We start from the raw sequence: 26,428 nt of genomic DNA, 5'->3' as shown, positions 1-26,428 counted from the left end.
TTAGTTTTCCTCCACATCCGGATGATATTTACGGGAATCGCCAATCCATTCTTCGCCGTCTTCCCAAATTTCTTTTTTCCATATCGGAACGATTTCCTTCAGTCGTTCCACTGCGTATTCATTTGCACGGTAACTGTCTGTACGGTGCGGTGAACTCGTCACGATGACCACTGCGATATCGGAAATTTCGAGCTTGCCGATACGGTGGCCGATCGATGTAATCACACCCGGCCAGCGTTCCGATATTTCGTCGCCGATCTGTGCCAGCATCTTTTCCGCCATCGGAATATACGCTTCGTATTCCAGATGCACGGTACGCGTGCCTTTCGTCCATTCGCGGACGTGTCCTGTAAATGTACATACAGCACCCTGGTGCTCATTTACAGTCATTTTGTGATACTTGTTTATATCCAGTTCGTCAAATATGACTTCAAACATTTTCATCGCCAATATTGCTCCATTCTTTAAACCAGTCCATTGCATTATCCATATCATAACGCATATCAAAACGGTTTAACACGTTCGTCAGACCGATTTCATTTATATCTGTCTCACCTTCTGTAAATGAGTAGGTCAGAATAATCTTCGAGTAGTTTTCCTTTTTGTAGCCTTCCACGAGCACAAAGTCCACACCTTCCGTCTGGAACCGCTGCAGCTGTACTGTCAGCGGCTTTTCCGGACGCTCGGTCATAACAGCATGCCCCGGCATATTGAACGATGTGTAGTCTGCACCGGCTTCAAAGAACCGTCCGGTGTCCGTATCGTTCGGCACCGCTTCTGCCAGATGGTGATGTTTAATTATCGCAACAGTATAGCCGTGCTGTTTTAATAACTTCACAAAATCGAGAATCAAAGTGGTCTTCCCGGTGTTTTTATAGCCTGCTATCTGTAGTGTTTTCATTTACTCCACCCCGAAATTATCTGCGCCGGTTGTAACATCGGTCATCATCACTTTAACCGCGTCACCTTTAACGAATCCCCGCGTTCCACCCGGCAGTACTATCACGCCGTTGCTTCGTGCAATCGATGTAACAGCGTTGGATTTATTGAACCCTGACGGGCGTGCATATATTTTACCTTCTTTAAAGAAGAGCTCCGCGCGGATAAAGCGCGAGAACGGATTCGGTTTCGGGTGGTCTTCGTCGAGTATTGCGTCAACAATTGGTGCGAACGGCAATGCTGCTTCCTGCATTAAATTCAGGGCAGGACGTGCGAATAATTCGAACCCGGAATAACATGCTGACGGGTTGCCGCTTAAGCCGAAGAGCAGTTTATCGCCTAAAGCACTGACGGTTGTTACACTGCCCGGACGCATTGCCACTTTGTTGAACAATACTTCCGCACCGAGCTCATCGTAAATTTTCGGCAGCAGGTCGTAGTCCCCGACCGATACACCGCCTGTCGTAATAATAACGTCCACTTCACCGAGCATCGACTTAATGCGCGTGTGCAGCGTATCAAAATCATCTGTCTCGAGCTTATAGTGTTTTCCTTCGATGCCCATCCGTTTCAGCTGGCCGAGTACCATCGGTGTATTCGAGTTGCGGATTTTCCCGCGCTCAAGCTCGTCTTCAACTTCCAGCAGTTCCGTGCCTGTAGAGAGCACACCCACAACCGGCTGTCTGAACACTTCAACTTCACTGTAGCCGAATGTTGCGAGTGTCGCGACCGTACCCGGGTTGATCATTGTACCTTTTTCGACGATCACATCGCCGACTTTACACTCTTCACCTTTTTGCGCGATGTTTTCGCCCGCTTTAAATTCGCGGCGGATCGTAAAGCCCTCGTCTGTTTCTTTCGTCTGCTCAAACATCACAACAGTATCCGCAGATTCCGGAATTTCCGCACCGGTCATAATACGGAATGCTTCATTGTCTTTTAACACGTAATCACTTGAACTGCCTGCAGGTACTTCCTCCACTACTTTGAAAGCAACTCTGCTGTCGCCTGAAGCACCTGTGGAATGTGCTGAATTTATCGCAAAACCGTCCATCGCAGATTTAGTAAATAACGGGACATCGGACGTCGCTGTTAAATCCTGTGCAAGCACTCTGCCGTAGCTGTCGTTATAGCTGACAGTTTCCGTACCGAGCGGTTTCACACGCTTCATCAATTCAGCCACTGCATCGTTTACATGAACCGGTGTTCTGTTTAAAGTCATTTCTATCATCCTCGCTGTGTTTAAGATATTTATCGTTTTGTCTTAATGTCTGATATAATTTGATTACTTACTACTTATTGTACTAAATGGGAGGATTAAAATGTCCAATTTTACGCATTTTAATGAAGAAGGCCGTGCCAGAATGGTCGACATATCAGATAAATCGGTGACGAAACGCAGTGCCACAGCACAGGCGAAGCTCGTCGTACCGGAGAACATTTACCTCGGTATTACCGAAGGTACGTTAAAAAAAGGCGACGTCCTCGGCGTCGCGCAGGTTGCAGGTATCATGGCTGCCAAAAATACACATCAGATTATTCCGATGTGCCATCCGCTGTCACTGTCAGGCGTTGACGTCACGTTCCGCTGGGAAACGGACGGCGATTATACGCTCGTTATTGAAGCGACAGTGAAAACGACGGGCAAAACCGGCGTTGAAATGGAAGCACTGACGGCAGCAAGCGCTGTCGCACTGACCGTGTATGATATGTGTAAAGCCCTCGATAAAGGCATGATTATTAAAGAAACAAAACTCCTTGAAAAGTCAGGCGGAAAATCCGGCGACTACAAGGCGTAAATATGATTGAATCCGTCTGCTCGGGTGAGCAGGCGGATTTTTTGGTTGGGTGGTGCGGGTTGTGGTTGGATTGGGCGGTTGGGCGGTCCGTCGTCGGCTGCTCGTTGGGTCAGTTGCCTTGTTTTGGACCGTCGTGGGCTGCTCGTTGGACCAAACACGCTGATTTGGACCGTCGTCGGCTGCTCGTTGGACCTAACACGCTGATTTGAACCGTCGTCGAACGCTCGTTGGACCAAACACGCTGATTTGGACCGTCGTGGGCTGCTCGTTGGACCAAACACGCTGATTTGGACCGTCGTCGGCTGCTCGTTGGGTCAAACACGCTGATTTGGACCGTCGTCGAACGCTCGTTGGACCAAACACGCTGATTTGAACCGTCGTCGGCTGCTCGTTGGACCAAACACGTTCGTTTGGACCGTCGTTGAACGCTCGTTGGACCAAACACGCTGATTTGAACCGTCGTCGAACGCTCGTTGGACCAAACACGCTGATTCAACCCGTCATCGCCCGCCCGTTGGACCTAACAACCTAATTCAGACCAGCAACTCCCTAGTTTTCCTTATTCAGTTCATAAACCAGGTGGTTAAGTTCGGGCATCACAAGTTTTTCCATGCCGAGTTTTACCGCGCCGCTTGATCCCGGCAGTGAGATGATCAGCTGGTTGCCGTATGTGCCGGCTGCTGCTCTTGATAACAGGCTTCTTGAGCCGATGTCTTCTGTATAGCTCAGCATGCGGAAGAGTTCGCCGAATCCCTGGATGTCTTTATCGAACAATGGTGTGACTGCTTCGATTGTCACGTCGCGGCGGGCAATGCCTGTGCCGCCTGTCGTGATAACAGCGTCCACGCCCTGTTCGAGGTATTTTTTTACCGCACTCTGGATGATGCCGATTTCGTCTTTGACGATTTCGTAGTGTTCTTCCGGTACGGATGCGTTCATCTTCTGAATGTAGTCGATGACGAGTTTACCGCCCTTATCCGTTGATTTGTCCCGCGTGTCACTGACTGTCAGTACCGCCACTTTAATATCTCTGTCTATTCTGTCCACAATACTCATTAAAATCAGCTCCTAGCCAAATAATTGATTGACGATCGTTCGTGCCTTATTTAAATTTTCGACGTTATGCATCAGCATTCTGCCGTTAGAAAAACTGACGATTCTCGTCTCTTCGTAATTGAACTCGATAAAATACGGTGTCTCTTTAAAAGCGATGTCCGCCTGTTTCAGCGTACTTTTAACGACTGGTTCCGTCAGCCTGCCGTCGATAAACTGAATCATATCCCTGCCGCAGAATTTCATCGCATTGGCTTCTGTACGGTTCAGTTCAGGGTATTCATGCGTCTGGCATGTCGGACAGTCTGTTTCTGTCATATTGCCGATATTGAATTTCATATAGTCCATATCCCAGACGTTGCCGATATGCAAATGGTACGGTGCGTTAAACTGCTCTGTCAGTATTTTAAGTGCAGTCGTGACCTGATTGCTGACGGCCATATGAACTGCCGGCCCGATAATGCCTGCGGTATCGCACGTCAGCGTTGTCGACGGCAGTACCGGTGTCAGGCATCTGAAGCACGGCGTGTCACCCGGCACGAATGCCGCACTCGAGTACGAACCTTCGACGCATGCTGCGTATATCCACGGAATGTTGTGTTTGAATGCCGCGTCGTTAATCAGCATGCGCGTATCGAAGTTATCTGTTCCGTCTAAGATGAGATCCGCATCTTTTGCGACCGCTTCAATCAGTCCTGCATCACAGTGGGCAATATGCACTTCGATGTCGATGCTGCTGTTGATTTTTACCAGCTTGTCGTGTGCGGCAGCGGCTTTCGGTTTTTTCTCCGCTGCATCTTCTTCGTTGTATAACGTCTGGCGCTGCAGGTTCGTCGCTTCCACGTAGTCGCGGTCGATTAAAATCAGCCTGCCGACGCCTGCTCTCGCGAGCATTTCCGACGACAGCGAACCGAGCGCCCCGAGGCCGACAATAACGACTGTCTTTTCCCCGAGAAGCCGCTGTCCCCCTTCGCCGATATTGGAATAAAGCAACTGTCTTGAATATCTGTTATCCATTATTTTCACTCATTAATATATTAAATTTAAGTAAACTATTCACCTCTGATTTTAGCACAGACACCCGGTGAAATCATTTTATTGATTTACAATATATGGGCATGCACGCTGATTGTTAAGATGGTGTAAAGTTCGTCTGTTAATTGTATGAATTGTGCTAAAATAAAGTTGTTATAATATATAGAAATTTACGGAGGGCATTAAAGTTATGAAAAAGCTGCTAGTCGTTGATGACGAACCATCAATTTTAACATTACTGAAATTCAACCTGGAACAGAGTGGATTTGAAGTACTCACAGCTGAGAACGGCAACGATGCACTTGAAATTGCTACGAACGAAGACCTCACGTTAATCGTTCTTGACCTGATGCTGCCGGGCATGGACGGCATGGATGTGTGTAAAACACTCCGCCAGGAAAAAATTAATACCCCTATTTTAATGCTGACGGCAAAAGACGATGAGTTCGATAAAATTCTCGGTCTCGAGCTCGGCGCCGATGACTATATGACCAAACCGTTCAGTCCGAGAGAAGTGGTAGCACGCGTGAAAGCTATTTTACGCCGCACGAATCTCGTTACGGCTGAAGCAAAAGATGAAGTAATTAAAATCGGCGAACTGGAAATTCATCCGGATAAATACATGGTGCTGTTTAAAGGTGAACAGCTCGTATTAACACCGAAAGAATTTGAACTGCTGCTTTATCTGGCAAACCACCGCGGCAAAGTATTAAGCCGTGACCAGCTGTTAAACGGCGTGTGGGATTTCCATTACGACGGCGATACACGTATTGTGGATGTGCACATCAGCCACCTGCGTGAAAAAATTGAAGCGGACACGAAGCAGCCGGTATATATCAGAACAATCCGCGGCTTCGGGTATAAGATGGAAGGACAGGATTAAATGCAGAGACTGTGGCTTAAAATCACAGGATCGTATTTAATATTATCGATTATATTTGTTTTCGTATTGTGGTTTTTTATCAGCTCAATCATACAGAATACATATAAGGATATGACAGAAGAACATCTGATAGAAAACGCCCAGCTGCTGACGGAGGTCATTTCGCTCGGCGGACTCGATGAGGACCGTGAACTGTTGAATGAATGGACGAGTCACTTTAATGAGGAGATTACACTCCGCTATACGATTATCGGGAAAGATGGCACGGTCATTGCCGATTCTGAAAGTAATATTGAATCGATGGATAATCATATTGACCGCCCGGAAATCGATGCGGTGCTCGTGCGCAATCAGGACGTCGGAACATCGACACGTCTCAGTGATACGAAGGATACGTCGATGATGTACGTCGCGATTCCGGTTAAAGCCGATGGTGAAATTATCGGTGCCGTCAGAACGTCTATTACGACAGAATCAATCGATAATGCCATCAGTGCCATCTGGACGACGCTGAGCGCAATTCTGTTTATCATTCTGCTCGTTTCTGTAATTTCCGCCGCACTGTTAAGCTATAACATTACGAAGCCGATTAACAGAGTGATTAACGTAACGAAGCGCCTGCAGAACAAAGACTACAGTGCGCGCATCAATGCAGACTATTCCGGGGAAATCGGTAATTTAAATACATCCGTTAACGCGCTCGCGGCAAGTCTGCAGGCGCATGTGAATGAAATAGAAGAAAGCGAAAAGCAGTTAAACAGTATACTGTCGAACCTGGTGAGCGGCGTTGTACTGATTGACGATAAAGGCTTCGTCGATTTGACGAACCATGCAACAGAGCGATTTTTATCGAAACACACTTCGAAAATTACAGGCAAGGAATACAGCTATGTATTCGGTCCGCTCGGTATCGATCATTTAATTGAAACAGTGATTGAAGACAATGTGAAGCGGCATGACGAAGCCCATATTTACTTCCCGGAAGAACGCATTCTGGACGTGCATATTGCGCCTTACTACAGTCAGGGCTGGCAGCAGCGCGGGGCGATTATAGTACTGCATGATATTACTGCTATCAGACGCTTAGAGAAAATGCGCAGTGAATTCGTTGCTAATGTGTCGCACGAGCTGAAGACACCGATTACTTCGGTGAAAGGCTTTGCTGAAACACTCCTGAGCGGCGATGTGCCGGATGAAACGACAGCGAAGCAGTTCCTGCAGATTATTTACGATGAAAGCGAGCGCTTAAACCGTCTGATTACGGACCTGCTTGAGCTGTCGAAAATTGAAAAGCAGGCAATGCCGCTGAAGATAACTGAAGTCAACGTGAATGAAATTATTCACAACTCAACGCAGACGATATCCAAGTTCGCACGCGATAAAAATATTACGCTGCACATGCCGGATGATTCGGCTGGACCGGTTCACGTTGAAGCCGATAAAGACAGACTTGGCCAAATCGTGCTGAATCTGGTGGCAAATGCGGTGAACTACACATCGGATAACGGCGAGATTTTTATCAATGTTGAAGAACGCACATCTAAGGTTGTAATTTCGGTGCGCGACACCGGAATGGGCATACCGGAAGAATCACTCGACCGGTTATTTGAACGCTTTTACCGCGTCGATAAAGCCCGGAGCCGCCACTCCGGCGGTACCGGACTTGGCTTAGCTATTGTGAAACACTTGGTCGAATCCCACGACGGGAAAATATTCGTCAAAAGCGTGGAAGGCGTCGGTTCCACATTTACGGTGGAACTGCCGAAGACGCAGGGTTAGAGATTACATTATGGATTTGTGGATGCCGGACGCAGGAGATGCGTCCGGTTTTTTGGTTGGGTCTGGGAAGTTTTTGGGGCTCATCCGCCTGTGAGACGATGTTGCGGGCAGATGAGGGGTGTTCTTCAACCCGTGAGACGATGTTACAGGCAGATGAGGGGTGTTCTTCAACCCGTGAGACGATGTTGCGGGCAGATGAGGGGTGTTCTTCAACCCGTGAGGTCATGTTACGGGTCGTTGAACACTCTATCGTGCCATTTTGATTCTCACAACGACCCGGCAGCTCTCCCATCGGATCATTGTCGAAATCCCTACGCCTCTACATCACCATAAAACAACAAAAACCCGCTCACACGAGCGGGTTTTCATATCTCTAATTTATCTAAACGGCGTAAACAGCAGGTTGTTCTCGAGATGAAGCAGGGTCATAATATTTTCTTCGTTTTCTTCGAGTTTTTTCATTACAAAGACGTTTAATGGTTCGTTGCTGTCAACCGGTGTGTAGCCGTTTGTCAGCGAACGGATCTGCTTGAACCAGTTGACGATGTTTTTGTGTTCATCCAGCAGTCTTGTAATATGCGGTTTCAATGCTTCATATACGACATCACTATTTTCTTCGTAATACGTGAGCAGCAGCGGATATACATCCGACTGTTCCGTTTCGATATGAACCGTCATTTCCCGGTAAATATTATAGAAGAGTTCGGCTGCTTTATCGTATTCGACATCTTCTTTTTTATACTGCTTGCTAAGTTTTTCAACGTAATCATTTAATACTGGCAGCTCGTCGAGCAGGTCCTCGTAGTATTTGCGTTCAATATACTTAATAATGCTGATCTGATCCATGTACGACACATCGATGCCATCGATGCGCTCTTTATCCAGTTCATTTAATTCATATAAAATATTTTCCAGATTAAAATTACCTTCTTCATGTGCTTCTTTTAATGTGCGGTCTCCGTGATTCACAAAGTCGATATCAATTTCGCGGAAAACGCCCGTAGCCGCCGGCACTTTAAATAAAATATCTTTTAATTTCATCGTTTCATTTATATTTGACATGTTGAATCCTCCTCGTCTATTCTTTATATTCATACCATTAAATGAAATTATTTAAACCTCGATATTCGTTTAATTCATTATTCCCGAGGGTATTGTATAATTAATCTAAACAGCTATTTATATGGAGGTCAGTCCCAGTGAACAAAAAATTAAAAATGTTAGCGACAATAATACCATTAATTGCAGTGCCATTATTTAATGAACGTAAAAAGATAACGAAACATCCGGACATGCAGAAACTTGGCTCGGTATCGGAATCTGTATACAATCGCGTGAAAGACAGTACGACAGATGCTGCATCAACTGCTTATGAAACGACTAAAAACACAGCACAGAATATCGGCTCGAAAGTGAGCAATACACTAGAGGAGCGCAGCTACAACAAAGAAGTTAAAAGCTACCGGAAGAGTCTCGAAAAAGAAGAATCTTTAGAAAAACGTTTTGAAAAAGACAAGGCAGCTCATAAAGAAAAACGCAATGCGGATAATGACGATAAAAGCCGTTCATTCGTACCAAAAATCTTCCAGTCGCACAGTGAGAAATCTGCCGAAGAAATTAAAGACGGTATGACTGTGTCAGATGAATTGATGGATGCCAGCGAAGAAACTCCGGACATTAACACCGGCAAACTGACGGAACCTGACAATCAGGAACCGGATTACGGCGAAATGTACATGTTTGAAGACATTGAAGAAGAGCCTGAAAACACGCTGGAAGATGACAAAGTTCAGAACGAACTGGTACCATATACAGGTAACGAAATTCAAATTAATGAAAGCAGTGAAAAAATGACTAACATCCAGGAAATTAATGAAGAAAAAGTTCTCAATAACACTGAATTTACAAGAGATTCCAATGAGCAGCCAGATGAGACTTTGCCACTTCGCCAGCAGCACAAAAACATCTTAGATCCGCGCAGTGCGGCACGTGACAAATACGTTGCAGAGAAGAAAAAAGAAAAAGAAGAACTGCGCAACAGTAATAACTTATTCAATAAACACCGCCGCATGAACCTTGAGCACTCTAACAAACGTACGCGTACTGTTACAGACGGCAGCGCATACGTTAAAGACAAATCAATTAAAAACTACGAAGAGTTAATGTTTAATAAATAAGTTTAACATCATAGGAGCATACCTTTATGAACGTTAAAAAAATTACTGTGTTTTGCGGGGCAAAAACCGGCAAAAACGAAAACTATGAAAAAGCTGCATATAAACTTGGTGCAGATGCTGCAAAGAAAAACCTGACCGTCGTTTACGGCGGCGGCGCGACCGGCCTTATGGGCGCAGTCGCAAATGGTGCGCTGTCTGAAGACGGCCGCGTTACCGGTGTAATTCCGCAGTTTCTTGTCGATCGTGAAGTTGCCCATCCCGGCGTTCGTGATATGCGCATCGTGCAGTCAATGCACCAGCGTAAACTTGAACTTGAAGCCGAAGGCGACGCAATTATTATGATGCCCGGCGGTGCCGGCACGCTTGAAGAGTTCTTTGAAGTCTTCACGTGGGGCCAGCTCGGTCTGCATGAAAAACCAATCGGCATATTAAATGTTGACGGATATTTCGATGCTTTAAAAAATGTTATTTATAAATCGATCGAAGAAGGTTTTTTAGAAGAACGCTATCTCGATATGCTGTTCATTCACGATAATCTGAACGATATACTGGCAGGGTTCGAAACGTATATTCCTGTCAAAGTGAGAACTTACGAAGACTTAAAATAAGCAAAAAAAAGAGCGTGGATTCAAAGTTATAACTTGAATCTGCGCTCTTTTTGTGTGGATTTTTTAAACAGCACATGCCGTTTTAAAGAATGGCCGTCCATAATACCCGGATGGTCAAAAGTTTTTACAGGCTCCATGCCGATTTTCTCCATTATATTGATCGATGGAATATTGCGTACTGACGTATAGGCATACACTTCTTTAATATCAGTCTGGCGTTCGACGAACTTCAGCACACCGCGGGCGGCTTCCGTTGCGAATCCCTGGTTCCAGTGTTTCTTCTGAAGCCGCCATCCGATTTCGATGGCCGGCAGAAAATCAAAGTCCAGTGTACCGTCTGCTTCCAGCACGTGAATTCCTGTAAAACCGATAAATTCGTTCGTATCTTTCCGTTCCACAGCAAACAGACCAAAGCCTCTGTCAACAATGCACTTTTGTGCCGTGCGTGCATATTCAACAGATTCTTCAGGTGTCTGAAGAGATGGGAAATAGCGTCTGACATCCGGATCCTGATTCATCCTGATAAATGTTTTTAAATCACTTTCCTGCCAGTCGCGTAAAATTAGACGTTTGGTCTTAATATACTTCATTTTACCTCAGGCCAATCTATTAAAGTTCTGCTTCATTTTTCATCGGCACATCGCGGCGGATGTAGCTGATTAAACGCACGGTAAATTCATTGTTTTCGAAGTCGTAGTCTGAAAGATTTTTCTTCTTGTTGTCAGTCGTCACAACTGCATCGACGAGATCTACTGTATGTTTCATTTTAAACGTAAGGTTAAATGCTTCAAAGCCTTGTTCCGGCGCCGGTTTCTTAACGACTACACGGTTGATTGAACCACGGACATCTTCCAGCTGGCCGCCGGTTGCCGATTCAATTTCCTTCGCCAGTTCTTCGAGCTTCATTTTTTTTCCTTCTATTAAATAAAATTTCTCTTCATGCATTCATAAAACTCCTTTACTCTTCGTTTTCTTTATCTTCTTCAGTTTCTGCTGATTCCTCAGCTTTTCCCTCTTCATCAGGCTGCTGGTTTTCTTCGAATTCCTTCTCGAGTTCTTCGAGCTCTGATTCTTTTGCATCAACTTTTTGCTGGAGTTCTTCATTGTCACCCTGCATATTGTTAATGTTTTCTTCCAGCTCAGTGATTTCCTTGTTGATATTTTCAAGATCTTTTTCTGCCTGGGTGGCTTCACCGCTGCACGCTGCAAGTCCCAGTACAAGTATTAGCATCATCAGTTTTTTCATTATATCCACCTATAGTTTATCTTACCCAATATTATACCATTCATATGCCTGTTTTTAAATTTTATAGAAAAGAACCCGGCAAAATTCTGCCGGGTTCTTCAATATTTTACTATTCTTCAATTGTTACCTGATCTACATGATAAATACCCTGTGCATCAACCCAGAAACCTTTAACATTGCTGTTTAGGCCTGTCAGGTAATTCTGGTGGTGAATGTACGCCATTGGCGCTGCTTCAACCAGCTGTTCCTGAAGTTCAGAGTAGATTTGCAGACGTGCTTCTTCGTCTGTTTCACGACGTCCCGCTTCAAGTAATTCGTCCACTTTATCGTCTGATAAGAATGAACGGTTACCCGGATCACCATGCATTGATGAGTGGAATAATGGGTAAGTACCGTAGTCCGCGTCACCTGTTACAGTTGACCAGCCAAGGATGAACATGTCGTGGTTACCGGCTGCAGTTTCTTCTAAGTACGCGCCCCACTCCATCTGCTGAACTTCTAAGTTAATACCGATGTCCTGAAGTGATTCCTGCAAGTAGATTGCAGTGTTAACACGTTCCGGTGAATCGTTAGTCAGAATTGACACATCGAAACCGTCTTCGTATCCTGCTTCTGCCATTAATTCTTTCGCACGGTCAAGGTCATAGCTGATACCTTCAACGTTTTCGTCGTAACCGAATACACCTGGAGCAAGTGGTCCGTTAGCCGGAATACCTACGCCGTCGTATACACCGTTAATAATTTCTTCACGGTCAATTGCGTAAGAAATTGCCTGACGTACTTTTGGATCATTTAATGGTTCTTTTTCGGTGTTGTAACCAATGTAAGAAAGTGACATTGACTCAGTTTCGTCAAGTTCAGTATCTGCGCCGTTAGCAATACGGTCTGCGTTGCTTGATTCTACAGCACCTGCAACGTGTGAAGTGCCTGCTTCGATTTCAGCAATACGTGAAGCTGTTTCCGGAACTACTTTGAACGTTACCGTATCAAGTGTTGCCACTTCACCGAAGTAATCGTCGTTGCGTTCAAGTACAACCTGTTCACCCGGTGTGCGTTCCTGCAATTTGAATGCGCCTGTTCCTACAGGATTTTCTGTAACATACTGACCAAGATCAGATGAAATAGCATCCTGTACTTCTTCAGCTTCGCCGCTGTCGCGTAATTCGTAGTACTCTTCTGCAGTCATATCTTCACCGGCAGCATCAAGTGCCTGCTGGTAATCTGCATCGATAACATCTTTACTGATCATTCCGCCGCCATCGTGTGCAAGGTGTGCAAGTAATGGTGCAAACGGATATTCAGTAGTAATTTCAACTGTGTACTCGTCTACTGCTTCAACGTCTGTAATCATTTCGTATAAGAACATACGAGGTGATGCCATAGCCGGGTCAAGAACACGGTTAAGGTTGGCAACAACAGCTTCAGCGTTGAAAGGTGTGCCGTCATGGAATGTAACATCGTCACGGAGAGTAAAGCTCCATGTTGTGTCATCTACAGGTTCCCATTCAGTCGCAAGACCGGGTTCCACTTCCATATTTTCATTCAGGACAGTCAGTCCGTTGTATAAGTTGTAACGTACGTTTGATGATGGTACGTCGTTATTACCGTGCGGGTCCATTGATACGATGTCACTCATTTCAGAGATAACAAGATCCTGGCCGCCGGCCGGTGTACCTTCAGCTGCGCCGTCTTCCGATTCCGGTTCAACGTCGCTGTCGCTTGTACAAGCTGCCAGTACTAATGTGAACATCAGCACTAAACCTAAAGTAAGCATTTGCTTAAGGCTTTTCATTATGTATTTCCCCCTCAAATAGTTTTAAATTTTAAGACTATTTAGAATCCTAAAATTTCACTCTTATAATACTACCGTAAAACAATTTTTCTTACAAGCTCGAATTTTGAAAATATTAACACCATAATTATTTGCTGTTAACTTATCAAATCCTAGCCACCTATCACTATAGCATTACTTTTATTCAAAATAAAGCGCTTTCAAGTAATTTTATGAGTGTGTGCATAATTGATACAGTTAAAATAATACAGCTGTGACATTTCACATTGTCACAACTGTATTGTGAAATTTTATACTTACTCCCCGTCGATATAAGTTTCACTGAAATCTAGCATATTGAAACCGTTCGCTTTAAATTCATGAACATCGCTGTTATGCGCATTCAAATATTCTCCGTGACGGATAAAGATCGACGGCGCTTCTTGTATAATGATTTCCTGTGCGTCGATGTACATTTGTTCACGTACTGCTTCGTCAGTTTCCTGTCGCGCATTGTCTAAAATCTCATCGAGTTCAGGATTGCTGTAAAAAGCACGGTTGCCGTTATTGCCGGCGTTATCCGTATGATACAGCGACGTAATCGTCTCATCGGGGTCGCCGGTTGTGTTACCCCATCCGAGGATAAACATGTCATGTTCGGCGTTACCAGTAGCATCGAGATACGCACCCCACTCGACCTGCTCCACGTTCAGCGTGACGCCAATTTCATTTAATGATTCCTGCAGCCACAATGCAACGTCCAGTCGTTCAGGATTATCATCGTTCACCATAAGATTTATCGTTAAGTCTTCAGCGCCTGCTTCAGCGAGCAGTTCTTCTGCACGTGCCATATCATATTCCCGCCCCTGGAGTTCTTCAGAATAACCGAGCAGGACCGGTGCCAATGGTCCATTAGCCGGCATGCCGGAACCGTTATATACACCATCGAGTACAGCTTCACTGTTGAACGCATGTGAGATTGCCTGACGGATTTTCGGATCATCAAATGGTGCTTTGCTCGTATTAAAGCCGATGTAGTCAACGTTGACCGCATCACTGCGCATTAATGTCATGCCGTCCGTCTGTTCCACACGATCGGTGTTGCTCGTTAATGTGGAAATAATTGCATCGGATGAGCCCGATTCAAGTTCTGCGATACGGGATGCCGGTTCTGTGACGACTTTAAATGTAATGTCATCGAGCAGCGCCGGAGTATCCCAGTAATCATCATTACGTGAAACAACTGTTTCTTCACCCGGATTTCTTGATTCAAACTTAAAGTAGTTCGTGCCTACCGGTCCGGTTTCAACTTTCTCACCAACATACTGGCTGATGTCTTCAACAACTTGTCCGTGTTCTTCGCCGCCTCTGTTTCTGAGTTCGTAATATTCTTCAAGCGATAAATTACTTTCCGCCTGTTCAAGTGCATTTTGATAATCTGCGTCGATTAGTTCTTTACTGATCATCTTCCCTGCGCCGTGGGATAAATTATTTAAGAGCGGCGCATATGGATATTCAGTAACGAGTTCTATATTGTAATCATCAATAATGTTTATTTCGCCGACCATATCAAAATACGACTCACGGGCAGATGCTCTTGCCGGATCCTGAATACGTTCAATATTCGCTTTAACAACGTCAGCATTAAAATCACTGCCGTCGTGGAACTTGACACCTTCACGCAATTTAAAACGCCACGTTGTCTCATCGACCTGTTCGTACTCTTCGGCAAGCGCCGGGACGAGCTTTAAATCCTCATCGTGAGTAACAAGCGGTTCGTAAATGGTGTCCCTAATCTGTTCCGACGGATCATCGTTGCTGCCGTGCGGATCAAGCGACACAATATCCGACGGAATTGAAATCGTCATATTGCCGCCCTGTTCAGAGTTACCTGAATCGCTGCTTCCTGCCTCTTCATCAACATTGCTGTCATCTGTACATGCCGCGAGAATGAACAGTAAAAATACTGTCAGTGAAATAAAACCAAACCTCTTCATGAACAACCCCTCCGGATTTTTATTTAGTTTTATATCACTAATACCCTGTTGCGCGGAAAATATTTCGGTGTACGATAAAAAATTGAAGTTTTTTACAGGAAGATTGTGCGTTCAGGCTACAGGACAGAGGTGGGTCAATTCGTAGATTTGACGAAGGAAACCAGTCCGGCGGAAAAACACAAAAGAGCCCGCAAACCTCATCAATAAGGTTACGGGCTCTTTATCGTGTTTAATATTCTGTTACTGGATTGAAGTTCCTCTGAAATCGAAGATGTTGTATGCATCGCCTTCGAATCCTTCAACATGATTACCGTGTGCATTTAAGTTTTCACCGTGGCGGATAAAGATTGCCGGTGCCTCGTCTACTAAGATCTGCTGAGCGTCCATGTAAAGCTGTTCGCGTTCGCTTTCTTCAGTTGACTGACGGGCTTCGTCTAAAATGCTGTCCAGCTCAGGGTTGTTGTAGAATGAACGGTTACCAGTATCACCGATGTTATCGCTGTGGAATAATGGTGAAATTCCGTTATCCGGGTCACCTGTTGAGTTGCTCCAGCCCAGGATGAACATATCATGTTCACCTGCACCAGTCGCTGCAAGGTATGCACCCCACTCAACTTGTTCCACGTTCACTGTAATTCCAAGTGTGCTTAATGATTCCTGTAACCATAATGCAACGTCGACACGTTCAGGGTTATCATCGTTAACCATTAAGTTAATAGTTAAGTCTTCAACGCCTGCTTCATTAAGAAGTTCCTGTGCACGTTCCATATTGTAGTCTAATCCTTCAAGGTCTTCAGAATAACCAAGTACTCCGGGTGCAAGTGGTGCTTCTGCCGGTGTACCTGATCCGTTGTAAACCCCTTCAAGTACAGCTTCACTGTCAAATGCGTGCGTGATTGCCTGGCGTACCTTCGGATCATTGAATGGTTCTTTTTCAGTATTGAAACCGATGTAGTCGATTGATACTGATTCATTGCGTAACAGTGTGACATCTTCGTTGCTGTCCACACGTTCAATATTGCTTGAAAGTGTCGCAAGAATTGCATCTGATGAACCTGACTCCAGTTCAGCAATACGTGAACCCGGTTCTGATACTACTTTGAACGTTACACCGTCAAGCAGTGCAGTATCTCCCCAGTAGTCGTCGTTGCGTACTACAGAAGTCTGTTCACCGGGGCTTCTTGAATCAAATTTGAAGTAGTTTGTTCCAACAGGCTCGGATTCAACAAGCTGGCCGACATATGCGCTGATTTCATTCGCTACATCTTCGTGCTCACTTCCGCCTGCGTCGCGGAGTTCGTAATACTCATCAAGCGATAAATCGCTCCCTGCCTCGTCAAGTGCCTGCTGGTAATCAGCATCGATTAAATCTTTACTGATCATTTTACCTGCACCATGCGTTAAGTTGTTCGCAAGCGGCGCGAATGGATACTCAGTTACAAGTTCAACAGTATAATCGTCGATAATATTAACTTCGCTTACCATATCGAGCAGGAATGAACGCGGTGATGCCTTCGCTATATCTTTCACACGTTCGATATTCGCTTTAACTACTTCCGCGTTAAATTCACTGCCATCATGGAAAGTCACACCTTCACGGAGTTTGAACTCCCATGTTGTATCGTCAATTTGTTCATACTCTTCAGCTAAAACAGGAACGATTTCAAAATTCTCATCCTGAGTTAACAACGGCTCATAAATTGTATCGCGGATTTGTTCAGACGGCACATCGTTACTGCCATGCGGGTCCATCGATACTGCATCACTAGGTAGTGCCAGAGTCAGAGTACCGCCTTCGGCAGCAGTCTCTTCACCTTCAGTCGCTTCCTCTTCCACATTACTGTCATCAGTACATGCAGCGAGAATAAGTATTAATACACCGAGTAATGCGATAAAACTAAACTTTTTCATTTAATTCCCCCCAATTCCCAGAAGTCAAAATCAACTTCTTATAATATTCAGAATTTTACACTAGAATATGAAATTGTACAACCGTTATTTCTGAAAAGTCTCATTATTGGATACGCTTACTAATATGGCGGTGACGGGGATGGTATTTAGCACTGTTTGAAGTGGAAATTCATTTTTGTTGTGAATCGGGATCGTTGGATTAACAACGGCGGGTGCCTGTTGTGAATCGGGGCCGCTTGATTAACAACGGCGGATGCCTGTTGTGGAGCGGGGCCGCTTGATTAACAACGGCGGATGCCTGTTGTGGAGCGGGGCCGCTGGATTGACAACGGTGGGTACCTGTTGTGGAGCGGGGCCGCTGGATTAACAACGGTGGATGCCTGTTGTGAACCGGTAACACTAAGGCTGGAAAAACTTTTAAAATACAACACCGGAATGCTATCATCATCGAACAAACACTCTGCCCTCACAATCAAAAGCACCCCCGAACCAAACTTAAAGTCCGGTTTCAGGGGTGCTGCGATTTTTATCAATTTAAACTGCTGCAGGTTCTTCTTTTTTCCATTTCGCATAGTTTAGCACAAAAATTATTATTGCAACGCTTAGTCCAATAATGTCCGTGTACGTTTCCGGAACGACCAGCAGAACTGCTGATGCGATTAGAACCGCCCGGATTACCGGATTAATGTGTGTTTTGAAGAATCCTTCAAGTCCCGCTGACAATGCTGTCAGTCCAATCGCGGTACTGATGAGCACTATGACGATGTCCATAATACTTGCAAACGGATATTCCCGCGCATTAGTCATCAGCCCTTCAACGTCAACGAGCAGCATAGCCGGTTCATAGATGAAGATAAACGGAATCAGGAATCCTGCGAGTGACAGTTTCAATGCCTGGAATCCGGTTCTCATCGGATCTCCGTCGGCGATTCCCGCACCGGCGAATGCCGCAAGTGCTACCGGCGGTGTGACGTTTGCAAATATACCAAAGTAGAATACGAACATGTGCGCTAACAGAATCGGCACACCGAATTCTGCTAGTGCCGGTGCCGCCATTGTTGCTGTGATGATGTATGCCGGAATTGACGGCAGACCCATACCGAGCACCATTGATGCAATCATCGTAAAGAATAATGTCAGAAGTAATGAACCTCCGCCAAGTCCTGCAATCGCTGATGTCATAATCGCACCGAAACTTGTTAATGATACAACTCCGATAATGATTCCGACAACCGCACAGGCAATCATAACCGATAACGCCTGCTGGGCACCAAGTGCAAGACCATCGAAAATATCTTTAAATGACATGCGCGTCGTTTTTCTTAATGTCGCAATGATAATTGTCAGGAAGATTGTGAAGATCGCCGCTCTTGGAATCGGCATGTTCATAAACAGCATCACAATTAAACCGACCAGCGGAATCAGCAGATGTCCGCGTTCTTTCATGACCTGTTTCACTCTCGGCAGGTCTGCTTTCGGAATTCCTTTTAAATCCCGTTTTCCTGCTCTGTAATGTACCTGCAGGATTACTGCAAAGTAATATAACAATGCCGGGAGCAATGCAGCGAGAGCGATAGTACCGTAATTAATACCAGTCGTTTCAGCCATAATGAATGCACTCGCACCCATAATCGGCGGCAGTATCTGTCCGCCGACAGAGGCACTGGCTTCAACTGCTCCGGCAAAATTTCTGTGATAACCGATTTTTTTCATTAAAGGAATTGTAAATGCACCGGTACTTACAACGTTCGCAACTGCTGCACCGTTAATACTTCCCATAAACCCGCTCGATACTACAGCAACTTTAGCCGGTCCGCCCCGCTGGGCACCGGCCAATGCCATCGCCAGATCATTAAAGAATTGACCCATCCCGGACTTTTGAAGAAAGGCACCAAATAAAATAAACAGGAAGATAAAGTTTACAGATGCACCGATAGCTGTGGAATACAGTCCTTCAGTTTTTAAATACAGCTGCCCAAAAATATCTCCAAGGTCGAACGGACGCGTCATCATCATATTCGGCAGAAAATCGAGATGACTGATAAATGGATAAACTAAAAAGATTAATGCCAGTATCGGCAGTATCCAGCCCGTAACACGGCGTGCCGCTTCAAGTATTAACAGCACGGTTACAATCGCCATCACTATATCGACATTGTTCGGAATGCCGCCGCGTTCTGTCACAATAGCCTGGTACTCAATTAATATGTATCCGGCTGTAAATAAACTTGCTGCTGCCAGCACCCAGTCTAAAATTGGAAGTTTCGATCTATCCTGTTTTTTAAACATCGGGTACAGCATATAAACTAATGCCAGTCCGACTGCGACGTGAATCGAGCGCTGCTGCAGTGCAGGCATCGGGTTAAATACCATATATAAATGGAAGAGCGAGTACAGCACCGCTAAAATTGTTACTGTCCATATGGTGCCTTTACTGCTGAATTTCCGCGTTCGTGCATCTTTATCATATTTCTCCTGAATCGCCTGCGTATCAGGAGCGACTGCCGGTTCTGTGCGCTTGTTCATATTAACCCCCCAGAATTTGTTTTATTAAAGGTATATTTTTAACAGTAATCTCAACCGCTGTATACGGTTTATACAATTCGTACAGCAGGATTTCTTCTTGATTCTGGACAATTTTCGTTTCGACATTATCAGAAACGTTCAGATAAATATCCGGATACGGGTCGTTTACCGTGTACTTTACGAAACCGTCCTCTGTCATTTCAGCCGGCTCATCCGAATCACTTGGTACACCGGCACCAAACGTTTTAAAATGCGACTCCGTTAAAATAAAACCGTCGTTTTCTATATCGTAAACTTCGAACCATTCTTCTTTCTCAATGGAATGAATCCAGTGAATTTCAAAAGTGTCCGGAGGAAGATAAAGATCTCCGGCACTTTCAGCATCAATTACAATCTTTTTTTGCGGAAGCAGAAAGATGAAAAGGAGCACAACGAGCATGCTCCCCATAATCATCCATTTTAATTTACTGCTCATCGTAATACTTTTGTGCTCCAGGGTGGATATCAATAACGGCGCTGTCTTGTGCCGTTTCAACATCGATATCTCCAGCTGCCTGATGGGCATTGCTTAAAGTATCCAGATTTTCAAACAGGTATTTCGTTAAGTTGTAGACATCATTTTCACTCATATCCGAACGGACAACGAGTGCGTTCATAATTGCTACAGTCGGTACAGCTTCTTCGTTGCCGTACGTATCTGCAGGGATTTCAAGTGCTTCGAAGTAATCTGCATCTTCGCTCAGTACATCTACAGCTTCCTGTTCAATCGGGACAATTTTAAGATCTACTGAGTTTTGAAGTTCCATTACTGATGCGTTAGGCAGACCGCTTGTTAAGAATGCCGCATCAAGCTGTCCGCCCCGCATTGCTTCAGATGCTTCCGCATAACCTAAGTAGTCGACTTCAATATCATCGTAAGACAAACCGTGAGCTTCCAGCACCGCACGTGTTGCGATTTCAACACCCGAGTTCTGGTCACCAACTGCGACGCGTTTGCCTGCAAGATCTTCAACACTTTCAATCCCCGCACCGTCAGTTGAAATTAACTGAACAAAGTTAGGATAAAGTGCCGCCACCTGCTGAATGTTGTCAATCGGTTCAGAGAACGTCTCTTCACCGTTAACCGCCTGAGTTAAAGCATCACTCATTACAAATGACATTTCGACTTTCTCTTCCGCCATTAAGTTTAAGTTTTCCGCTGAAGCACCAGTTGTTTGTGTTCTTGAGTTCACATCGAATTCACTGCTGTAACCCTCTGCGAGCGTTGTTGCAATAATATTGTAAGGACCCGATGAACCGCCGGTAGCGATAGTTACGATATTTGTATCAAGTGAAGCTGCATCACCGGAAGACTCTTCACCATCTGCCGCTTCTTCTGTATCTGCCGCTGAATCCTCTTCACCCGAGTCATCACCACACGCAGAAAGTACTAATGTCGCACCTAGTAACATTGCTAAGTATTTATTAAATTTCATAGTATGCCTCCTCCTTATGTAATTAACTAGAAGTATAACAGAATTATCCCGTCATGAAAACGCTAACTTTTTTAATTTTCTAATAACTTATTGGGGATTGTCACAGTTTTTAAGGACAAGCTGAGATGAGGGTGGTCGGATTAACAACGGCGGATGCCTGTTGTGAACCGGAAGGGCTGGATTAACAACGGCGAATGCCTGTTGTGAACCGGAGCCGCTGGATTAACAACGGCGAATGCCCGTTGTGAACCGGAAGGGCTGGATTAACAACGGCGAATGCCCGTTGTGAACCGGAGCCGCTGGAATGACAACAGCGGATGCTTGTTGTGAACCGAGAACGCTCAGATTATAAAACCGATTAAGTTACGACATAAAATCACCGTCGTTCCAACAGACCTCGCACACCCGCCCATACAAAAAAGCGCAGCCTCAGCTGCACTCCCCATTCCAACACCTATTCATCATAACCAATCAGTATTTCACCGATCTGTTTTCTCGCATCGATACCTTCTTTTATCGGATACAGCGGAAAGACGTGATTCTGCATCTCGTATTCGTAATATTCGTAGTCTGCACCGGCCGCTTCAAGCAGCTGCACGTATTTCCGTGCGTCGGGCAGGATAATCTCACGTGTCCCGACAATCAGATAAAGTTTCGGCAGCCCCGCCAATTCACCATACATCGGCGATACTTTATAGTAATCCGGATCTGCATCGCCCGACCAGATTTTTCCGATAATTTTCAGGTTGTCGGGTTTCAGCATCGGTTCAACTGTTTCGAACGCTTCTATATCCGGGTTCCCCAGTGTAATATCGAGCCACGGCGAAATCACAATCTGCGCTTTCGGCATCGGCAGCTGTTCTTTCTTCAGCCACTGCACTAACCCCAGTGTCAGCCCGCCGCCTGCCGAGTCTCCCATAATAATGATATTGCCGTTCTCACTCACGAGCTGTTTATATAATTTCTGCACCTGTTCGTATGCTTCATCGTAAGTATGCTCCGGTGTTTTCGGATATATCGGCACGATAAATTCCATTGCTGTTTCTTTAACGAGCTTGCTTAAAAATCGCCAGTGGAATACTGACGGCTGGTTTATGTATCCTCCGCCGTGCAGGTACAATACCCGCTGCTTCCGCTTCTCATGTTTAGGAGAAATGGTGAATATTTTCATACCATCCAATTCATAACTCCCGATATGTGACCTTAAAATGCTCCTCGGAATTTCGTACTCCTGCCGGTTTTCTTCAGCATTACGCTCGAGCATTTCATCATCCACATCAGCGATATCAAAGTTCGCCACTCTGATTAAGTCTTCGGCGAGTTCGCTGCCGATACTCCTTTTATTTACAAACAATGCCCGGTAGATATACATAAAAACACCGGATATTGCGGTCAAAACCGCCACACCTCTGAATAGTACTTTCATCTCATCCGTCCCTTTTATCTTCTATTATATTAAAAATGAAATCTTCTGCCGAGCTGGGTCATTACTGACTGGTTGGCAACGAGCAGCATTGCGATAAACGTCGCCACGCCAAATGATCCTGCAGAGACGCTCGGCCAGAGAACATCTGCGACGCCTGATAAATAAAGTATAAGCGGCAGAAATCCAAAGCCGATCATCATCAATAAGAAACTGATGTAGCCCGTCCATTTCATGCGGACTTTCAGCATCATGATTGAAATCAGCAGAATGCCTGCAATAATCACGAACGGTACGACGTAATTAACTGACCACTGCATTGAGCCGGACATGCCGTCGATAACGAGCAGCAGTATGGTCAGACTGATGACCTGCGCGGTTATTTTACCGCCGAGGTGCGATGCCGACAGTATCGTATGGTTCAGTGATACGAGCAGATAAAAGACTGCGACCGCCACGTAAAATACCCACAGGAAGTGCGGCATAACGATTAAGTTCACGGCGAAGCAGATCAGCGTAGCAAGTAGGCCGCCGATAATTGCGAGTTTTGAAATACGTGCACGGGTTTTATATTCCTGCTGATCATAGACCGGGTACGCCCGGTTTTCTTCAGCATTTCCGTCCTCAGCCAGCACTCTATGGCACAGCCGACATGTATTTTCTGCCGTGATGATTTCACATTCCGTGCATCTGTTCATTGCTACTCACCCCATCCGTTTGAAGATACTGTCACATCGAGCCCTGTAAGTCTTGTAATTTCTTTGAAAAATGTTTTTATAACTTCATTCTCTTCTATTGACCGTGAAAATGTAATGGTTAATTTATCGTTTACTGTTGCCGTGCCGCAATTAATTGGACTTTTATTCGTCGGATAAAGTACGACATCCATCGAATCAGCATATGGCCGCATCGATTCAGGCAGCTGCACATTGCCGAGGTTCGATACCGTAATCGTCTTAGCTCGTTCACCGAACTGGTTAAATGCAAAGCGCATAACCGGATATTTAATAAATACAGGAACGATTCTGAGCCATAAGTGACTCTGAAAAGCGACGAACCGGTTAATGCCTTCCTGCAAAAAGTTCTTATCGGTTTTAGCAATCAGCTGCTGAGTCACCTCGTCGATAATTTTTTCAAGCGGTACATCGTCGTTCATCTTCACGCCGATATTCGATACCGAGAAAAAGTTGCGGATTGAGACTGAAGGGAAATGTCTTCTGAGGCTCACCGGCATTGCTACAGTTATCAGCGATGATTTGGTTTTTTCATGGTGTTTTTCCATATGAATGACCTTAATCAGCACACTCGTAATGAATCCCGTCAGCGACGTGCCCTGTGCTTTTGCGAATGTATTAAGTGCTTTGGCATCCACAACACCCTGGATAACGTTAATACCCGGCGGGTTTAATGCCGTCCCTTTCAGCTGGTACGCTTTTTTATCGCTTGATCCCGGATTCTTCACTGTCCGTGATGTTGCATATTTCTCGAAGCTGTCTTCCACTTCTTCGCGTTTCGGTATATCATGCGGCAGCATAAGATATGTGCCGTCCGCCTCAACAGGTTCGCCTTTTAACGTTAAGTATTCGTACGTTAACGTTTTTAAAAACTCCGTCGCGCCGCCGCCGTCTGTCAGAGAGTGGAACACTTCCACTGAAATACGTTTTTTAAAGTACAGCACACGGATTAAAAATGCATTATTTTCTTTTCTGTCTATCGGTGCACACGGATAGTCCGTTTCTTCTTTAACAAGCAGCACCTGATCATTCTGCTCGAGGAAATCCCAGAATAGTCCCTTACGCACTCTGACCGTCAGTGTCGGGAACCGGAGCGCCACCGTATCCAGCGCTTCCTGCAGAATTTTAGGATCAATCATTTCGTGAAGCGTCATCGATACACGGAACACTGCAGAGTTCGAAGCATTCGATACTGCGTGAAATATTTTCCCTGTATTATCTATTTTATACCACTGATCCATATTACTACCTCCGCCGTGCAATTTTTATATTAGTTAAATTGTATATGCTGAAGGAAAAAAACAGAAGCAAAACCCGCTAGATTAATAGCAGTTCCGCTTCTGTTTCATTTTTATTCCTCCGGCTGTTCTTCCAGTGTGACCGTTCTGAAATCCGGTTTGCCGAGAGCTCCCGGATTAAAATTACCGACTTCTTTACGGTAAGCCTGCGGCCCCTGAGCCTGTCTTATAAAGACAGACGGCTGTTCTTCAACAAGTATTTTGTCGACCTGCTGATAAATCTCCTCGCGTTTTTCCGTATCCGATTCCCGGCGTCCGGCTTCAAGCAGTTTATCGACTTCTCTATTGTCAAAGAATGCACGGTTACCGGCCGATCCTTTCATCGATGAATGGAATAATGGCCATAAGCCCTGATCCGGGTCGCCTACTGCGTTCGGCCAGCCGAGTATAAATAAATCGTGCTCGCCGTTCGAGATTGCTTCAAGATACGTTCCCCACTCAAGCTGTTCAACTTCCAGGTTAATGCCGATTTCTTTCAGTTCTTCCTGCAGCAGTATCGCGATATCGACACGCTCCGGTACATCATTCGTCATTATTTTTAAGTTCAGATCTTCTTCGTAGCCCGCTTCTTTCATTAACTCTTTTGCACGTTCAGGGTCATATTCAAGGTCAACGAGGTCCTCGTTATATCCGAGTACTTCTTCCTGCAGCGCACCTTTCATCGTGCGCCCCTGTCCGTAATAGACGCCTTCCATAATCGCTTCTTTGTCAACCATATGAGCAATTGCCTGACGCACTCTCTTATCTTTAAGCGCACCTTTTTCTGTATTCATGCCGATGTACTCATTTGAAATGTTGTAAATGCCGTCTTCTGTCTGCAGCTCCGGATTGTTTGCCAGTCTGTCCCACTGGGAGTTTTCAATGCCGTATATAAAGTGAGACTGTCCTGTTTCAAGCTCCGCCATACGTGCTGTTGATTCAGTAACAACTTTGAATGTCAGCGTATCGATTTTTGCCGGTTCACGCCAGTAGTCATCAAAGCGTTCAACGACGACCGATTCCCCCGGAGTTCTCGACTGGAATTTCATGTATCCTGTACCGACTGGGTTCTGTTCAATCACTGCACCCGTATCGCCGCCGATTGCATTCGCAGTTTTCTCGAATGCTTCGCCGCCTGTTTCACGGAGTTCGTAATATTCATCCGCTGTCATATCAAGCCCTGCATTATCGATTGCGTTCTGATAATCTTCATCGATAACTGCTTTTGAGACAATACCGCCGGCATCATGCGCCAGATAGTTCGGCAGCGCTGCAAACGGATACTCCGTGATCACTTCAACCGTGTAATCGTCGATGATATTAATTTCAGTAATCATTTCAAAAATATTTGCACGGGATGACGCGACAGCCGGGTCAACAATTCGTTCAATGCTCGCTTTAAAAGCTTCTGCATTAAAATCTGTGCCATCATGGAACTTCACATCATCTCTCAGACTGAATTTCCAAGTCGTATCATTCACCTGTTCAAAATCCGCTGCCAGTGTCATTTCCGGCTCCATATTCTCGTCTATATCAAATAACCCTTCATATAATACGTCTCTCCGCTGATCGGAAGGCAGATCATTCTGCCCGGCTGGATCAAGCGATGAGGTATCACTCGCATATGATGCGATGAAATCTCCCCCTGAAGTATTCGTTTCGCCGTTTTCATCTGCAACTTCCACATTCGCATCAGTCGTACATGCCGCAAGTCCCAGTGTCATTGCAGCGATTGTAAAACGTTTCAAATACTTCATATTATATATCCCCCTGAATTAAGACTGATTTTTTATGA

The 26,428-nt window shown here is 45.2% G+C and carries 24 protein-coding genes; 5 read left to right on the top strand and 19 right to left on the bottom strand.

Features of this window, described 5'->3' with window-relative positions; translation table 11 throughout:
• The 3 genes from RZ44_RS00455 to RZ44_RS00445 are packed head-to-tail and all read right to left on the bottom strand — an operon-like array spanning position 1 to position 2,161.
• Positions 1-444, bottom strand: a complete 444-nt coding sequence (locus RZ44_RS00455) for a molybdenum cofactor biosynthesis protein MoaE (RefSeq protein ID WP_035807391.1) — start codon at positions 442-444, stop codon at positions 1-3.
• Positions 431-901 (bottom strand): molybdopterin-guanine dinucleotide biosynthesis protein B, encoded by a 471-nt coding sequence (mobB, locus tag RZ44_RS00450; RefSeq protein WP_035807389.1) that lies wholly within the window; start codon positions 899-901, stop codon positions 431-433. Before mobB ends, RZ44_RS00455 begins: the two co-directional genes overlap by 14 nt.
• Positions 902-2,161 (bottom strand): molybdopterin molybdotransferase MoeA, encoded by a 1,260-nt coding sequence (locus tag RZ44_RS00445; protein WP_035807387.1) that lies wholly within the window; start codon positions 2,159-2,161, stop codon positions 902-904.
• Positions 2,162-2,261: 100 nt separating this feature from the next.
• Between RZ44_RS00445 and moaC the strand changes: the two genes are divergently transcribed.
• Positions 2,262-2,738, top strand: a complete 477-nt coding sequence (gene moaC, locus RZ44_RS00440; RefSeq protein ID WP_035807385.1) for a cyclic pyranopterin monophosphate synthase MoaC — start codon at positions 2,262-2,264, stop codon at positions 2,736-2,738.
• Positions 2,739-3,287: 549 nt separating this feature from the next.
• Here moaC and RZ44_RS00435 read toward each other — a convergent pair.
• Together RZ44_RS00435 and RZ44_RS00430 are read right to left on the bottom strand one after the other, a co-directional pair.
• On the bottom strand, positions 3,288-3,794 hold the full coding sequence (locus RZ44_RS00435) for a MogA/MoaB family molybdenum cofactor biosynthesis protein (protein WP_035807384.1): 507 nt from the start codon (positions 3,792-3,794) through the stop codon (positions 3,288-3,290).
• A gap of 12 nt (positions 3,795-3,806) precedes the next feature.
• Positions 3,807-4,808: a ThiF family adenylyltransferase gene (locus RZ44_RS00430; protein WP_035807383.1), complete on the bottom strand. Its 1,002-nt coding sequence runs from the start codon at positions 4,806-4,808 to the stop codon at positions 3,807-3,809.
• A gap of 208 nt (positions 4,809-5,016) precedes the next feature.
• Here RZ44_RS00430 and RZ44_RS00425 point away from each other — a divergent pair, with 208 nt between their 5' ends.
• A complete protein-coding gene (locus RZ44_RS00425; protein ID WP_035807382.1) occupies positions 5,017-5,709 on the top strand; it encodes a response regulator transcription factor in 693 nt (230 codons plus the stop codon).
• Positions 5,710-7,488: a two-component system histidine kinase PnpS gene (gene pnpS, locus RZ44_RS00420; protein WP_035807381.1), complete on the top strand. Its 1,779-nt coding sequence runs from the start codon at positions 5,710-5,712 to the stop codon at positions 7,486-7,488.
• Between the two features lie 378 nt (positions 7,489-7,866).
• Here pnpS and RZ44_RS00415 read toward each other — a convergent pair whose 3' ends face one another.
• On the bottom strand, positions 7,867-8,550 hold the full coding sequence (locus RZ44_RS00415; RefSeq protein ID WP_035807379.1) for a DUF542 domain-containing protein: 684 nt from the start codon (positions 8,548-8,550) through the stop codon (positions 7,867-7,869).
• Positions 8,551-8,687: 137 nt separating this feature from the next.
• Between RZ44_RS00415 and RZ44_RS00410 the strand changes: the two genes are divergently transcribed.
• Both RZ44_RS00410 and RZ44_RS00405 read left to right on the top strand, forming a co-directional pair.
• Positions 8,688-9,665, top strand: a complete 978-nt coding sequence (locus RZ44_RS00410; RefSeq protein WP_035807377.1) for a hypothetical protein — start codon at positions 8,688-8,690, stop codon at positions 9,663-9,665.
• Positions 9,666-9,691: 26 nt separating this feature from the next.
• Positions 9,692-10,273: an LOG family protein gene (locus RZ44_RS00405; protein WP_035807376.1), complete on the top strand. Its 582-nt coding sequence runs from the start codon at positions 9,692-9,694 to the stop codon at positions 10,271-10,273.
• A gap of 26 nt (positions 10,274-10,299) precedes the next feature.
• Here the strand turns inward: RZ44_RS00405 and RZ44_RS00400 are convergent, their stop codons facing one another.
• The 13 genes from RZ44_RS00400 to RZ44_RS00340 all read right to left on the bottom strand — a co-directional run bounded on the left by RZ44_RS00400 (position 10,300) and on the right by RZ44_RS00340 (position 26,390).
• Positions 10,300-10,863, bottom strand: coding sequence for a GNAT family N-acetyltransferase (locus tag RZ44_RS00400; RefSeq protein WP_052108692.1), 564 nt, complete (start codon positions 10,861-10,863; stop codon positions 10,300-10,302).
• Positions 10,864-10,882: 19 nt separating this feature from the next.
• Positions 10,883-11,218, bottom strand: coding sequence for a hypothetical protein (locus RZ44_RS00395; RefSeq protein ID WP_035807374.1), 336 nt, complete (start codon positions 11,216-11,218; stop codon positions 10,883-10,885).
• Positions 11,219-11,231: 13 nt separating this feature from the next.
• Entirely contained in the window at positions 11,232-11,519 is a 288-nt protein-coding gene (locus RZ44_RS00390) for a hypothetical protein (protein ID WP_035807372.1), read from the bottom strand.
• Positions 11,520-11,628: 109 nt separating this feature from the next.
• On the bottom strand, positions 11,629-13,311 hold the full coding sequence (locus RZ44_RS00385) for a glutathione ABC transporter substrate-binding protein (RefSeq protein ID WP_035807371.1): 1,683 nt from the start codon (positions 13,309-13,311) through the stop codon (positions 11,629-11,631).
• Between the two features lie 296 nt (positions 13,312-13,607).
• Complete coding sequence (locus RZ44_RS00380) at positions 13,608-15,287, bottom strand: glutathione ABC transporter substrate-binding protein (RefSeq protein WP_035807370.1); 1,680 nt, start codon at positions 15,285-15,287, stop codon at positions 13,608-13,610.
• Between the two features lie 240 nt (positions 15,288-15,527).
• Positions 15,528-17,198 carry a glutathione ABC transporter substrate-binding protein gene (locus RZ44_RS00375; RefSeq protein WP_035807368.1) on the bottom strand — a complete coding sequence of 557 codons (1,671 nt, stop codon included), beginning with the start codon at positions 17,196-17,198 and terminating at the stop codon, positions 15,528-15,530.
• 534 nt (positions 17,199-17,732) lie between these two features.
• On the bottom strand, positions 17,733-19,724 hold the full coding sequence (locus RZ44_RS00370; RefSeq protein WP_035807366.1) for a TRAP transporter permease: 1,992 nt from the start codon (positions 19,722-19,724) through the stop codon (positions 17,733-17,735).
• A 1-nt stretch (position 19,725) separates the two neighbouring features.
• On the bottom strand, positions 19,726-20,199 hold the full coding sequence (locus tag RZ44_RS00365; protein WP_052108690.1) for a DUF1850 domain-containing protein: 474 nt from the start codon (positions 20,197-20,199) through the stop codon (positions 19,726-19,728).
• Positions 20,189-21,199 carry a TAXI family TRAP transporter solute-binding subunit gene (locus RZ44_RS00360; protein ID WP_035807364.1) on the bottom strand — a complete coding sequence of 337 codons (1,011 nt, stop codon included), beginning with the start codon at positions 21,197-21,199 and terminating at the stop codon, positions 20,189-20,191. The genes RZ44_RS00365 and RZ44_RS00360 overlap by 11 nt, the downstream gene beginning before the upstream one ends.
• Before the next feature lie 454 nt (positions 21,200-21,653).
• A complete protein-coding gene (locus RZ44_RS00355) occupies positions 21,654-22,625 on the bottom strand; it encodes an alpha/beta hydrolase (RefSeq protein WP_052108688.1) in 972 nt (323 codons plus the stop codon).
• Between the two features lie 29 nt (positions 22,626-22,654).
• Positions 22,655-23,320: a DUF6320 domain-containing protein gene (locus tag RZ44_RS00350; RefSeq protein ID WP_035807362.1), complete on the bottom strand. Its 666-nt coding sequence runs from the start codon at positions 23,318-23,320 to the stop codon at positions 22,655-22,657.
• Positions 23,321-23,322: 2 nt separating this feature from the next.
• Positions 23,323-24,597, bottom strand: a complete 1,275-nt coding sequence (locus tag RZ44_RS00345) for an alcohol acetyltransferase (RefSeq protein ID WP_035807360.1) — start codon at positions 24,595-24,597, stop codon at positions 23,323-23,325.
• Between the two features lie 110 nt (positions 24,598-24,707).
• Positions 24,708-26,390: an ABC transporter substrate-binding protein gene (locus tag RZ44_RS00340; RefSeq protein ID WP_035807358.1), complete on the bottom strand. Its 1,683-nt coding sequence runs from the start codon at positions 26,388-26,390 to the stop codon at positions 24,708-24,710.
• Positions 26,391-26,428: the final 38 nt, after the last annotated feature.

It is taken from the genome of Jeotgalicoccus saudimassiliensis (assembly GCF_000756715.1).
In the GTDB taxonomy this organism is placed as follows: domain Bacteria; phylum Bacillota; class Bacilli; order Staphylococcales; family Salinicoccaceae; genus Jeotgalicoccus; species Jeotgalicoccus saudimassiliensis.
This window is presented reverse-complemented; position numbering and strand designations above follow the sequence as displayed.